This window comes from Paraburkholderia phenazinium (genome assembly GCF_900100735.1).
In the GTDB taxonomy this organism is placed as follows: Bacteria; Pseudomonadota; Gammaproteobacteria; order Burkholderiales; family Burkholderiaceae; genus Paraburkholderia; species Paraburkholderia phenazinia.
Genome location: NZ_FNCJ01000023.1, coordinates 103,557 through 117,523, shown reverse-complemented (window position 1 = coordinate 117,523; position 13,967 = coordinate 103,557). Strand labels below are relative to the sequence as shown.

The window sequence follows — 13,967 nt, the reverse complement described above, 5'->3', positions numbered from 1 at the left end:
CCAGGGTTGCCCCCGTGCTGCCGTTCGACTTGCATGTGTAAGGCATGCCGCCAGCGTTCAATCTGAGCCAGGATCAAACTCTTCAGTTCAATTCCTGTTACTGTTTTCGGTTGTTTTACCAACCGGTCGCTCACTCAACGTACTGACGAATGATTAACCTGTCCAGAGACAGGAAAACCTTCCTTTCATTACTGTGTGAGACTTGATACTTTCGCTTGTCGACAGACTCCGAAGAATCCATCATCGCGTCGCCATCAAGCGCCCACACTTATCGGCTGTTAATTTTTAAAGAACTCTCGCTCAGAAGCTCTGCTTTCTTCGCGTCCGTCATCAAACGGGAGGCGAATTATGCGATGCCCCTAGGGGGACGTCAAGCGTATTTGTGAAATTATTTTTTGCGCAGCTTGAGTGAATGCTTAGCGGGTATCGGCGAACGTTTGTCAAGGGCTTAGCCAACAAATGTACGGGGACAAGAAAATACTTTCGCAGTCCTACCAATAAATTCTCTAAGCTCGCGGAGCCTTTTAGCGCCGCACAAGCAAAACGGCCGATCTTGCGATCGGCCGTCCTGTTTCAGCATAAGGTCTCTAAGACCCGGCCTCTCCCATCACGCGAGATCGTAGCGATCGAGGTTCATCACCTTGTTCCAGGCCGCCACAAAGTCGTGGACAAACTTCGCCTGCGCATCCGAACTCCCATAGACTTCCGAGAAGGCCCGGAGCTGCGAGTGCGAACCGAAGATGAGATCGACGCGCGTGCCGGTCCACTTGACCTCACCGGTTGCGCGATCGCGACCTTCAAACACGTCATTGGCATCCGAAACCGGCTTCCACTCCGTATCCATATCGAGCAGGTTGACGAAGAAGTCGTTGGTCAGCGTTTCCGGACGCTTGGTAAACACGCCGTGCTGGGCCTGTCCGAAGTTGGCATTCAAGACACGCAGGCCGCCCACGAGCGCCGTCATCTCCGGCGCGGTCAGCTTCAGCAATTGCGCCTTATCTACCAGCAACGACTCCGCCGATACCGTGTACTTGCCCTTGAGGTAGTTACGGAAGCCATCTGCGATCGGCTCGAGCACCGCAAAGGCTTCTACATCGGTTTGCGCTTGCGACGCATCCGCACGACCCGGCGCGAACGGCACCGTCACCTCGTGGCCCGCATTCTTCGCCGCTTTCTCGACGCCTGCAGCACCGGCCAATACGATCAGATCAGCAAGCGAGACCTGCTTGCCGCCGGACTGCGCACTGTTGAACTCGCGCTGGATACCCTCGAGCGTCTCCAGTACCTTCGCCAGTTGAGCCGGCTGGTTGACTTCCCAATCCTTTTGCGGCGCGAGGCGAATTCGAGCGCCGTTTGCACCGCCGCGCTTGTCGGAACCGCGGAACGTAGACGCTGACGCCCAGGCTGTCGAAACCAACTGAGAAATGGGCAACCCTGAAGCCAGGATCTTGGCCTTGAGGGCGGCGATGTCCTGCGCATCGATCAATTGATGATTGACTGCAGGGATCGGATCTTGCCAAAGCAACTCTTCAGTCGGAACTTCCGGGCCGAGATAGCGGGCACGCGGACCCATGTCGCGGTGCGTCAACTTGAACCACGCCCGGGCAAACGCGTCGGCGAGCTGATCCGGATTTTCGTAGAAACGCCGCGAAATTTTTTCGTAAGCCGGATCGAAGCGCAGCGCGAGGTCCGTAGTCAGCATGGAGGGTGTGCGGGACTTCGACGGGTCCTGCGGATCAGGCACGGTACCGGCGCCGGCATCGCCCTTCGGCTTCCACTGATGCGCACCGGCCGGGCTCTTCGTCAGTTCCCATTCGTAGCCGAACAGGTGCTTGAAGAAGTCATTGCTCCACTTCGTCGGCGTAGTGGTCCAGGTCACTTCCAGACCGCTCGTGATGGCATCACGACCTTTGCCGCTGCCATAGCCGCTCTTCCAGCCGAGGCCTTGCTGCTCGATCGGCGCCGCTTCCGGCTCGGGGCCCACAAGGGATGCATCGCCAGCGCCGTGGGTCTTGCCAAACGTGTGGCCGCCGGCGATGAGTGCAACCGTCTCCTCGTCGTTCATTGCCATGCGAGCAAATGTCTCGCGAATATCCACAGCCGCCTTGAGCGGATCCGGATTGCCGTTCGGGCCTTCCGGATTGACGTAAATCAGGCCCATCTGAACCGCGCCGAGCGGATTTTCGAGGTTCCGATCGCCGGTGTAGCGCTTGTCGTCCAGCCACTTGGTCTCGGTGCCCCAGTAGACGTCTTCGTCCGGCTCCCAGGAATCCTCACGTCCGCCGCCGAAGCCGAAAGTCTTGAATCCCATCGATTCGAGCGCGACGTTGCCCGTGAGGACAATGAGGTCGGCCCAGGAGATTTTGTTGCCGTATTTCTGTTTGACCGGCCAGATCAGCCGGCGCGCCTTGTCGAGGCTCACGTTGTCGGGCCAGCTATTCAGCGGCGCAAAGCGCTGCTGGCCGGATCCGGCGCCGCCACGCCCGTCGCCAGTCCGATACGTGCCGGCGCTATGCCATGCCATACGAATAAACAGAGGACCATAGTGGCCGAAGTCCGCGGGCCACCAGTCCTTTGAGTCAGTCATTACCGCCAGGAGATCCTTCTTTACGGCCGCCAGGTCGAGGCTCTTGAACGCTTCAGCGTAGTTGAAGTCCTTGTCCATGGGGTCGGACAAGGAGGAGTGTTGATGCAGGATTTTTAGGCTTAGCTGATTCGGCCACCAGTCTCGGTTCGACGTGCCGCCACCCGCGGTGTGGTTAAACGGACACTTCGTTTCAGTCGACATGCGTTTTCTCCTTGAGATCGTTTTCACTCAGCTACTTGGCTGAGTTGCAACTACTCCGACCAGTTTAGCGCCCGAAAAGTGCTCATGAGTATGAATTCTTCTAAACGCACTGATAGCGAAAACAGGTGGCAGTTTCAAGGTGCAGGTGCAGCAAAATGTCCGCGGGCACAGCGTTGCAGGCCCGCTCCACTCATTGCTGCGCCGGTTTGTAGCCATCGGTCAGCGTATTCAGGAACGCGACTACATCCTTGATTTCGGCCTCATCGAGCGCCGGCTTGTCGCCAGGCTTGCGATCGAAAGGCGGATCGGTATTCAGATTGGCCCAGTAACGCTGCGGCAAATCATCGAACTTCTGCACTTTCCCTTTCACGACCGGGTAAAACTTCTCCGGATTCGTATCGCGCTGGACGTAAAAGCGCACCACCTGATCCAGCGAATGATAGATGCCGTTGTGGAAGAAGCTCTTCTTCAACGCGACGTTACGCAACGTCGGCGTGCGGAAGATGCCACAGAATTCGTCGCGCCCCTTCAGATCGGTACGCTCCGGCCCGCAAGCGCCGAGGTCGTAAAACTGTGGATCGCGATTCACCGGCAACGCGGGATTGCGCGGCACGCCGATCGCAATCAAACCGAAATCGCTGAACTGCGGCGGGGCGCCGCTCATCGTGCGCTGGCTAATATGGCAGCTCGCGCAATTGCCCTTCTTCTCGTCGTTGAAGAGCTGCAGACCGCGTAGTTCGGCTGGGGTCAGTTGCGCTTTGCCCGCCAGATACGCGTCGTATTTGCTCGTGTACGGGTAGAAGATTTCAGGCGCCTGCTCGAAGGTCTCCAGCGCCTGCAGCACGGCCTTGAAGGTGGCGTCGTCGCTAGCGAAAACATGCTCGCCGAAAGCCGTACGGAATGCATCGGCGTAAGGCGCGGCCTTCACCGCCGCCGTGATCTTTGCCGGTGTGCTGCCCATTTCAAACGACGATAGCAGCGGAATCCGCGCCTGGTATGAGCCGCGGTCAACCCGCCCGTCCCACGTCAAACCGCCGGTCGGGCCGGCATCGATGCTTTCGTCGCCGTCGTCATCCGACTCGTGATAGTGCTCGCTAAACGCCGGCACCGATTGCAGATATTTCAGCGTCGGCGCGGCACGGTGGCCGCTGCGGTGCATGTCGGCGCCGCCCAGTTGCACGGAGAGCGAGTTCGCCGGCGAGTACGCATGGCCGGGATCGTGGCACGACGCGCAGGCGAGCTTGCCGGAACCGGAGAGCGACGCGTCGAAGAAGATCTGCTTGCCGAGCGCCGCCATTTGACGCACCGATTCGTAAACCTGCGCGCGGCTCTGAGCGCCCTCTCGTGCGGCCGCCTGCACGGCGGAGCCTAGTGCAGGCGGCGCTGCGACCAGAGGCACGGCAGCCGACGACGCGGCCGCAGCGCTGGACGCTGTCGGTGCGCCGGCATCGCACGCCGCAAATATCGTCGTCAATGCGATCGCCAGTGCCGCTTGAAGTCCCCCCGCCCAGCCGCGACGCAGTGCCGTTGGTCGAACAAAAGTTTTCCGAATCCTCGTGAGACCAAGCCGCATAGAGATGGTGTGGGGTTGCCATGATGAAGTTCTCGATCGTATTGCATATGCGTTACTTAAATATGACATTTGCCATACGAACAAAACGTACAAGAATGGCTTTTGTAATTATTTACATTTTCCTGTCAAATTCTCTCGCCAGAATCTCGCACGCGGCCGTTCGAGCAGGTACTGCACGCGGCCCGCCCACAACGCGAGAGAGAGAGAACACACACAATGGATAAGAGATTGATCTGCGCGATGCCTGTCGCGATCGCCGCTTTAGTAAGCCTTTATGCGTGCGGAGGCAGCGGCGTTACCCAACCCGACCTGACGTCTATCAAGACGGTTGTGGTGATCTATGCGGAAAACCGCAGCTTCGACAATCTGTACGGTAACTTCCCCAGCGCCAACGGCCTGGCGAACGTCACGGCCGCCAGCGCGAAGCAGGTCGATCGCGACGGCTCTACGCTCGCAACGCTGCCGAGCGTGTGGAACGGTCTGACGCAAACCGGCGTGACACCTGTCGTGACGCAAGCCATGACCGCCAATTTGCCGAACAGCCCGTTCGCCATCGACGATCCGAACGGCTTCAACACCCCGATCAGCGCGACGACGCGCGATCTGTATCACCGGTTCTACGAGAACCAGATGCAGATCGACGGCGGCAAGAACGACAAGTTCGCGGCATGGGCCGACTCCGGCGGCCTCGTCATGGGTCACTACACGCTCAATGCCGACAAGCTGCCATTGTGGAAGATTGCCCAGCAATACACGCTGGCCGACAACTTCTTTATGGGCGCGTTTGGCGGCTCGTTCCTGAACCACCAATGGCTGGTCTGCGCGTGCACGCCGACTTATCCGAACGCGAACACGAGTCCGGCAGCCGGCTCGATCTCGGCCGTGGAGAGCGACGGTGTCACGCTCAAGCTCGCGGTCAACTCGCCAGCGTCGTCGCTGAACGGGCCGCCTAAATACGTGCTCTCGGGCAACCTGACGCCGGACTTCTACGCGATCAACACGATGCAGCCGCCGTATCAGCCGAGCGGCAACAAGGCAGCAGCGGGCGGCGATGCGAACCTGGCCGATCCGACCTCTGCGACGACCCTGCCACCGCAGACCCAGCAACACATCGGCGATCTGTTGAACAACGCCCATGTTTCCTGGGCGTGGTACGGCGGCGCCTGGGGCGCGGCGCTATCGTCGGCGCAAAACGGCACATCGGGTGTGATCTATGGGTCGAATCTCACTGCACCGAACTTCCAGCCGCACCACCAGCCGTTCAATTACTTCGCCGATCTCGCACCAGGCACCGCGAATCGCGCGCAGCATTTGCTCGACGGTGGTCTCGCCGGCTCCGAGTTCATCAAGGCGATTGATACCGGGACGCTGCCGCAGGTGTCGTTCTATAAGCCGCAGGGCAACCTGAACGAACACGCGGGTTATACCGACGTCGCCTCGGGCGATCAACATATCGCGGACCTGATCTCGCATCTGCAGAAGAGCCCGCAGTGGAACAACATGCTCGTGGTTGTCACCTACGATGAAAACGGCGGCTTCTGGGATCACGTCGCTCCGCCGAAGGGCGACCGCTGGGGTCCGGGTACGCGCATCCCGGCGCTGATCATCTCGCCGTTTGCGAAGAAAGGTTACGTCGATCACACGCAATACGACACGACCTCGATCCTGCGCTTCATCACGCACCGCTTCTCTCTGCCGACGCTGCCGGGCCTCGCGGCACGTGACGCGGCGCTAGCCAGCAACGGCGCCGCGCCGATGGGCGATCTGACGGCTGCGCTGGATATCAGGCACTAAGCGGTTTGCAGTAAGCGGTTTGCACTAGGCGCCTAAGCGGGTACCGCGACGGGTGCCGTCTCCGTGCCGGAGTCGAGCATGCGCACAGCAAAACCGTAGCATCGCTCGATCAACTCCGGCCGCATGATTTCGTGCGGTGTGCCTTGCGCGATTATCGTGCCCTGCGCAAGCAGGGCGATCGTGTCGGCATGCCGCGCCGCGAGATTCGGGTCATGCACGATTGCCAGCACACCGAGGTTCCAGCGGCGCGCCATGTCCCGGACTGTGGCAAGCAGACCGTGCTGGTGCGCAATATCAAGGGCAGCGGTCGGCTCGTCCAGCAGGAGATAGCGGGGCATGGCCCCGCCTTGATCTGGATTGACACTGGCAACAGGCCAGAGCTGGGCAAGGACCCTGGCAAACTGGACTCGCGCCAGTTCGCCCCCGGACAGCGTGGTGATCTCGCGCCCGGCGAGTCCACTCGCCTCCGCGAGTGCCAGCGCCTCGCCGACGATCTCCCGATCGCGCCTTGAAGGCGCGCCGCCGCGGACATGAGGGTAGCGCCCAAGCAGGACGATCTCTTCAACACTGAACGGAAACACAGGCTGGGACGATTGCGGTAACACGGCGCGCAACAGAGCAAGGCGTTGCGGCGGAATCGCATGCAGCGGTTCGCCGTTGAGCGTCAGCTCGCCGCTCATGCGCAAAGCCCGCATGGCGCCTGCGCCGTCAAACTCTCCCGCCAGCGCCTTGAGCAACGTGCTTTTACCGACGCCATTGCGTCCAAGGAGCGCCGTCAAAGCGCCGGGCTTCACGGCTAGCGAAAGGCTCCGCAATACCGCGGTTTCGCCTCGCGTCACACTCAAATTGCTCGCGATCAACATCCTATCTCTGCTCCATCCGGTTCATTGAGCTGCCCGCTCACAAGCCGAGCTGACCGCGGCTTCGCCACAACAGCACGAGGAAGAACGGTGCCCCTAGCAACGCGGTGAAGATGCCGAGCGGGACTTCTGCCGGGGCGGCCACCGTGCGTGCAGCCAGGTCGGCGAGCACCGTTAAGGTCGCCCCAAGGAGCATGGCGCCGGGCATCACCACGCGCTGGTTCGGGCCGCACGCAAGCCGTACGCAATGTGGCGCCACCAGCCCGACAAAACCTATCACCCCGGTGCATGAGACTAAGGCCCCCACGCTCAAGGCAGAAGCGGCCAACACCGTGCGCTTGACGCGTTGAGTCGGTACGCCCAGATGCTGAGCCTCCGTCTCGCCAAGTTGCAGCGCGTTGAGTGCATGGCCGTTGCGGGCGATCAGGACGATGCCTAGCAGAACGAATGGAATCACCGCGGCTAGCATCGGCCATTGCGCGCCACCTAGACTGCCGAGGCTCCAGAACGTCAGCGAGCGGAGCTGGGTGTCGTCGGCGATATAGGTGAGCAGCCCGATGACGGCGCCCACCAGCGCGTTAATCGCGATCCCCGCCAGCAGCAATAACGGCAATGCAAGCCGTCCGCGTGCGGCGGCAAGTCGATAGACCAGCGCGGAAACCGCCAGCGCGCCAACGAACGCAGCAACCGGCAAGACATACAAGCCAGCCACAGCAAACGACGCACCCAGAAGCGGCCCAAGCACGATCAACGTGGACGCACCGAGGGCGGCGCCGCTCGAAATGCCAATCAGTCCCGGGTCAGCCAGCGGATTGCGAAAGAGGGCTTGCAAGGCGCTACCGGCAGCACCGAAGCCCGCACCGACGAGTATGGCGAGCACCACGCGTGGCAACCGGATGCTGAACAGCACGGCCTGAGCTTGCTGAATCGCAGGGTCATTCACCGCAGCATCGGAGTTCACGGTTAGCGCGGACCAGACTACCTGCGGCGTCATACCGTAAGCGCCAATACACACTGCCGCAAGCGTCGCCCCGCAAAGCGCTACGGCAAGGACGCACAGCAACACGGTCGCCATCCGGCTCCGTCGCTCAGCGAGTGTGGGTAATTCCACATGAGAGGCATGGTCCGTCGGCATACCGGAACGCGCTGCGCTTGGTGTATTCATCGGATCGGGTGGGAAACGTTGTTCGTCAAACCTGCGTCAAGCGCTGGTTGAGCGCCGTCACGGCAGCAGGCAACCGGGGACCAAAGCCGAGCATAAAGAGCGTGTCGAGTGACGCAACCCGTTTCGCCCGGCCCGCAGGCGTGGCGCCAAAGCCAGGACTCGAGAACAGTTTGTCAGCACCGCCCATCGCGCTCAGCCCTTCGTCGGTGGTGAGCACGATGTCGGGGGCTGCACTGACCAGCGCTTCGGCGGACAACGGCCGGTAGCCGTTGAAGCCCTGCATCGCGTTGCGCGCGCCGGCATAGGCGAGCATGGCATCGGCGGCGGTGCGCTGTCCCGCGACAAACGCCTGATTGCCGGCGTTGTTCAGCACGAACAATACGCGCGGCGCCTGGGGGCGTGTGGTCAGTGGCGATGTGTCGACTGCCTTGCGGGCCGCCTGCCATTGGTCGTCAAAGCGCGTTTGTAGCGCCTTGCCCGCCTCGCTCGCGTCGAGCGTACGGGCAATGCCGGCAATCTTTTCGCGTACGGAATCGACGTCATGGCGCTCAGCAAACGTCACCACCTCCACGCCCGCCTGCTTCACCTGACTCAGAACGTTTGGCGGTCCTGCTTCCGAAGACGCCAGGATCAGGTCGGGCCGCAACGACAACAGGCCTTCCGCCGATAGCGCTCGCTGATACCCTACCTTCGGTAAGGCGCCTGCAGCCGCGGGGAACGTGCAGGTCGTATCGGTTGCGACCAGCACGCCGCGCGCATTCGCTTGCGCATCAAGCGCATAGACGATTTCGGCCAGCGCGCCGCCCACCACGATTACGCGCCGCGGCCCCGATAGCGCATTCGCGCGCAGGGACATTCCAGCAAGCAACAGTGCGCCGCTGCCGAAGACGAACGCGCGGCGCGCTCCATTAACGCGCCCGGGAGTCATGCCGGAACCTCATCGCGCACGGGTTCGATCTCTTCGATCAGTTCGCGCCACCCTTCGAGTTCCGGTGACCCCGGCTTGCGCGCTCCGAACAACATGGCGATGTTCTCACCCTGCGCATCGAACAACTCCAGCGACGTGACGATGCCGTCGGACGTCGGCTTGCGAACGGTCCACGCACTCGCAATCAGATCGGTGCGCAGATGCAGGTTGAAACCTGGCTCCAGCACGTTGAGCCACGGGCCCATGGTACGAATGGTCTTAACCGGGCCACTGTGAATCTGGATCATGCCTCGATTGCCGACGAATACCATGATCGGTACCGCGACCTCGGACGCGCGGACCAGCAGGTTCTGCAATGCTTCCGTAGAAACGGGTTGCGCATAGCGGCGTTCCGCCAAACGCAGCGCCTGGGTGCGGGCGAGCCCGAATTTACGCAGCATGCCAAAGAACTGATGCGTGTCGCTCATGGCGTCCCACGCCCCATGAAAGGCAGGCACGTCGATTTCGCTATCGTCTTTCACGATCGGCGCGGGTGCGGGTTCGCCCACCGTTAGCCCCGGCGCCTGGTCCGCCGCTTTCCAGCGTTCGACAAAAGCATCGAATGCCGCGTGATTGCTATGCTCACGCAGGAAAACCTTGTGCACCGCGTGGCCTTGCGCATCGAAAAACTGCAGGCTCTTCTGTTCGCCGTTAGCAGTCGCTTCACGCACCGCGAAGCCCGACGCCCAGTGTTGATAGAAGACACGCAGATCAATAGCGCCGCCCAGTACAAGACCGACGCTCCCGTCGTGGCTCATCTTTTCATATTGGCCGTCCTTTTCATGGACGGCGGCTTCATTGCGCGTGAGCGCCATGACCGTGCCGAGCAGCGGCACTTCTTCGAACAGCTCGATAAAGCGCGGCGTCAGGCGCACAACATGCTCGCCGGTAAAAGCGGCGAGTGCTTCGCCTTCGCTCACGCCGAGTGCGTGCGCAGCTTCGCGATTACGCAGCTTCTGCTCGGTCTTGAGCGTGACGAAGGCATGACGCAACTGTTGTAGTGAAGTCGCGTCGAAGCGAGCGGTGTTTAGCATGGCAGACTCCTAAGGTTGAGCGATGACACAATAAAAATGGCAAAGGTCGAAGGGTTCGGCATCACATGTCGATCTTCATGCTGACGGAGACGTTGCGCCCAGGCGCGGTATACGCGTCCTTGATCGACGACGTATCGGCGATGCCGCGCACGTCCGACCAGTTCCAGTACTTCCGGTCAAACAGGTTCGAGACACCGAGATACGCGACCACGTGCTTGCTGAAGCGATATCCGCCACGCAGGTCGACCACGAACGATGACGGCGGTGCGAAGCACGTTGCCGAAGCGCAGCTTTTCGGCGCGATGTCGCTGGATTTCTTCGCCGCCTGGAACAGCAGGTCCGTCTGCGCAAACCAGCGCTCGCTCGGCTCGTAACGCACGCCGAATACGGCAGAAAATGGATTGATGGTGTTCAGCGGTTGATTAGCGGCACCCGTGTTCTCGACGCTGCCCTTCGTGAAAGCCATGGCGGCCTTCACCGAAAAGCCTTTCGGCAGGAACCATTCAGCCCGCCCTTCGAGACCATGAATGCGAGCCTTCCCAAAGTTGACGTACTGGAACACGAGCGGGTCGGTCGGCCTGCCCGTGCCGGCAATAGTCTGCTGCGAGATGAAATCCCGATAGCGCCCGGTGAATGCCGCCGCGCTATAGCTCAAGGGTCCGAGACCGGTGCCGAGTTTTCCGCGCAGACCGGCTTCAATCGTGTCGCTGGTTTCTGGTTTGAGATTCGGGTTACCAATCGACGTGTAGCCGTAAAGCGGATTGGCAAAGCTGTTGTTCACCTGATCCGGCGACGGCGCACGAAAGCCATGCGCATATTGCGCGTACGGAATCAGCGCTGGCGACACTTCATAAAGCACAGCAAGACGCGGCGACAGTGCGTTGTCGCTCGATGAAACCGGCTTACCGGTGTACAGCGGGTCACCTGTCTTGGCGCTGAGCCGGTAGCTGTCGAAGCGCAGCCCTGGTGTGACCGTCAACGCGCCGAGACTGATCTGGTCCTGCAGGAATGCACCGAGCAGCCTGTAGTCGGCATCCGGGAACGCCTTGTTGGGGAACGGCGCTTCGCCCGCACCTGGCACGGTGCCGTTGCGCAGGTTGGTCACCCGGTCGACGCTGCCGTCGCCGCCGTACAGCAGCTTGTGCGTGAGAATTCCGGTGTGGAAGGTGCTCTCCGCAAACAAGGAGCCGCCTATGATGCGTTCGCTGTAGTTGTTCTGGCGGGTTCGCGACGGTTGTGAGCCGCGCGTCTCGTAAGAATTCTGGTCCTGCGAAGCGTCCTGATAGTAGAACTGCGCATGCGCGGTCTGGAAGAATCGCGCAGATTCATCACTGAAGTCGTAGTCGAGGCTGTAACGGTTGCGCTCGAGGCGATCGTTTGCCGTTAGCGCGAGCGTTGTAGGCGGGCTGACCGCTGAGAGCACATTGGTGTCGATACGCTGCTTGACGGTTTCAGCGGTGAACTTGAACGTGTCGTGCGCCGTGGGTTTGACCACCAGCTTGCCGAGGAGCGATTCGGAGTAGGTGTCCTGCGGATTGGCCGTGGTCCGGTTGGGACCCGACGAATTGTTGGAACCCTTGGTGTCCAGCTCGTGACCGCGCCGACCGTCGGCGACCACCATGGCCTGAATCATGTCATTACCGACAGCGGCCTGAACGGTCGCGCCGAAGCTGCGGTCGGCTGACTCGTAGTTTGGCCGCAGCGAAAAGTACGTCTTTTTGCCGTAGATGCTGAGCAGGTCTTCCGGGTCTTTGGTGATGAAGTTGACTGCGCCGGTCAGTCCGTCGCTGCCATAAAGTGCAGAGGCCGGACCTCGCAGAATCTCGATGCGCTTCAGTGTGCCAATGTCAGCATAGTCGCCGCGACCTGCTTCCAGCGGGCCGAAGGAGAAGGAATTCGGCAACCGGATACCGTCCTCCATCAGCAGGATGCGATTGCCTTCGAGACCGCGGATATTGATGCTCGAGTCCCCATCGCGCCCGCCGCCTGTGGCTGCCGACGTCGGTCGATAAGGCGCGCGTCGCACCGTCACGCCCGGTTCGTAGCGCAGCGCCTCCTTGATGTTCTCTGCCTGCTGTTCTTCCAGGTCTTCTGCCGTAATGACAGAGACACTGGCTGCGGTATGACTCGATTTCGATGCGGTCCGCGTTGCCGTAACCGTAACCGGGTCGAGCAGGTTCGAGCTACTGCGCAACTCGGCGTACTGTGCGGCGCCTTGACTGCTAGCTGTAGCAGACGAATCGGTCGCTGCTGATGCGTGAGACCAGAAGCCGACGACGCCATAGACGCCAGCCAGCATGGCGGACAGCGGACGTCGCGCCAGACGAAAATGATGCACGTGAAAATCCCCGGTGAAGAGACCCGAAAAAGCTGGCTGGGTGATTCACGGCACCTGGCTGGCAGCCCAATGGAGGTTGGGCTGGGCGTGGTTAATGAGTAAGGCTTAGCTAACAAACGCGTTAGCTCAATGAAAGATTTGTACTGTATGCGTAATGAGAATCATTGTCAACTAAGGAGAGCACGTCGTCGGATAGCTGGTTCATTCCTGCGACCCACTCTTGGGTGTCCTGCCGCCGCTCCGCTAGCAGATAGGCGCGGAGGGATTGGCTGTTCGGCGGGGCTTGATTCACGCGTTGCTTGGCCTAACTCGGCCAGTACGGCGGGCCGCCCCGCATAAAACTAATCTGCGCGCAGCTCGTCCGCGAGCTGTTCGACACTGTCGACGATCAGATCCCATGGCTCGTCCGCCTGAAGATCGCGGCTCTGGGCCGGCCCGTATTCCGTCGGACGGGTGATGAACGCCGTACGTAGTCCCAATGATCGGGCCATCCGCAGATCGCTGTTATGGGCCGCGCAGAGCATCACCTCGTTGGGCTGCAAGTCAAGCAGTTGGCATGCACCGAGATACGTCTCTCTGTCGGGTTTGAAATGCTGGAAGAGATCAGCCCCAAAGATCATGTCCCATGGCAGGCCAGCATACTTCGCCAGATTCACGAGCAATGACACATTGCCGTTCGACAGCGGACCGATAATGAAGTGTCGTTTCAGCCGAACCAACCCCGGCACCGCATCCGGCCATGGGCGTAAGCGATGCCAGCCGAGGTTGATCCAGCGCAGGTCGTCTTCCGACAAACCACTGATGCCGAACTCCGCAACCAGCCTGTCCAGCGTAGCCCGGTGAAGATGGTCTAGTTTCGTCCACGGCATTTCACCGCGACGCACCTGGTCCATCGATGGCGCATAAGCGCCACGCCACGCATCGACCAAGGCCCTCCAGTCGGCGGGAATACGCCGCTCCTTTCCGAAATTCTCCAATTCCTCGATCAGACTGGTACGCCAATCAACGATCGTGCCGAACGTATCAAACAACAATGCGCGTGGGGGATTCATGAGATTGCTCCCGGTGGATGTCGAGTCATCGTACCGTGCTGAGCCTGCGGTCGGTTTCCGTTGAGCATACGCAACGTTGAAGAGTTATTCTTCGAGCACGGGAGAGATGCAAGAGCAGCCGGGACATGAGTTGCTCGCGACGAGGAAAACTACGTTCGGAACGTGCTTCGGAGACCAGGTCGGATCGACCCGATAGAGGTGAATTGCGGGGCGGAGGTAATTTGCGAAGCGAAGTTTAGAACAAAGAGCCGCTAAAACCCTTGGTGGGCCGGGTGGGAGTCGAACCCACGGTGTCCTTTCGGAGGCGGATTATGAGTCCGCTGCCTGCAACCAGCACGGCGTCCGGCCCTGAGAATTGAAACTTAGATTGAAACCAAGAAAAAGACCCGGTCTGAA

At 60.6% G+C, this 13,967-nt stretch carries 9 protein-coding genes, 1 tRNA gene and 1 rRNA gene; 1 reads left to right on the top strand and 10 read right to left on the bottom strand.

Features of this window, described 5'->3' with window-relative positions; genetic code table 11:
* The 3 genes from BLQ92_RS34010 to BLQ92_RS34000 all read right to left on the bottom strand — a co-directional run.
* Positions 1-89 (bottom strand): 16S ribosomal RNA (locus BLQ92_RS34010); the annotation flags it as partial.
* A 518-nt stretch (positions 90-607) separates the two neighbouring features.
* Positions 608-2,788, bottom strand: coding sequence for a catalase/peroxidase HPI (gene katG / locus BLQ92_RS34005; RefSeq protein ID WP_090693468.1), 2,181 nt, complete (start codon positions 2,786-2,788; stop codon positions 608-610).
* A 190-nt stretch (positions 2,789-2,978) separates the two neighbouring features.
* The gene (locus tag BLQ92_RS34000) at positions 2,979-4,361 is read right to left on the bottom strand and encodes a cytochrome-c peroxidase (RefSeq protein ID WP_090693465.1); all 1,383 of its coding nucleotides are present in this window, start codon (positions 4,359-4,361) and stop codon (positions 2,979-2,981) included.
* A 216-nt stretch (positions 4,362-4,577) separates the two neighbouring features.
* Here BLQ92_RS34000 and BLQ92_RS33995 point away from each other — a divergent pair, with 216 nt between their 5' ends.
* Complete coding sequence (locus BLQ92_RS33995) at positions 4,578-6,155, top strand: acid phosphatase (protein ID WP_090693461.1); 1,578 nt, start codon at positions 4,578-4,580, stop codon at positions 6,153-6,155.
* 32 nt (positions 6,156-6,187) lie between these two features.
* On the opposite strand, the gene BLQ92_RS33990 is transcribed toward BLQ92_RS33995, so the two are convergent.
* The 7 genes from BLQ92_RS33990 to BLQ92_RS33960 form a co-directional block, all read right to left on the bottom strand.
* The gene (locus BLQ92_RS33990) at positions 6,188-7,018 is read right to left on the bottom strand and encodes a heme ABC transporter ATP-binding protein (protein WP_090693457.1); all 831 of its coding nucleotides are present in this window, start codon (positions 7,016-7,018) and stop codon (positions 6,188-6,190) included.
* A 37-nt stretch (positions 7,019-7,055) separates the two neighbouring features.
* A complete protein-coding gene (locus tag BLQ92_RS33985) occupies positions 7,056-8,150 on the bottom strand; it encodes a FecCD family ABC transporter permease (RefSeq protein WP_425194967.1) in 1,095 nt (364 codons plus the stop codon).
* 55 nt (positions 8,151-8,205) lie between these two features.
* Positions 8,206-9,108 (bottom strand): heme/hemin ABC transporter substrate-binding protein, encoded by a 903-nt coding sequence (locus BLQ92_RS33980; protein ID WP_090693449.1) that lies wholly within the window; start codon positions 9,106-9,108, stop codon positions 8,206-8,208.
* On the bottom strand, positions 9,105-10,181 hold the full coding sequence (locus BLQ92_RS33975) for a hemin-degrading factor (protein WP_090693445.1): 1,077 nt from the start codon (positions 10,179-10,181) through the stop codon (positions 9,105-9,107). Before BLQ92_RS33975 ends, BLQ92_RS33980 begins: the two co-directional genes overlap by 4 nt.
* Before the next feature lie 61 nt (positions 10,182-10,242).
* Positions 10,243-12,519: a TonB-dependent hemoglobin/transferrin/lactoferrin family receptor gene (locus tag BLQ92_RS33970; protein ID WP_090693441.1), complete on the bottom strand. Its 2,277-nt coding sequence runs from the start codon at positions 12,517-12,519 to the stop codon at positions 10,243-10,245.
* Positions 12,520-12,860: 341 nt separating this feature from the next.
* Positions 12,861-13,571 carry a haloacid dehalogenase type II gene (locus tag BLQ92_RS33965; RefSeq protein WP_090693437.1) on the bottom strand — a complete coding sequence of 237 codons (711 nt, stop codon included), beginning with the start codon at positions 13,569-13,571 and terminating at the stop codon, positions 12,861-12,863.
* Positions 13,572-13,832: 261 nt separating this feature from the next.
* Positions 13,833-13,920: transfer RNA gene (locus BLQ92_RS33960), tRNA-Ile, on the bottom strand.
* Between the last annotated feature and the right edge of the window lie 47 nt (positions 13,921-13,967).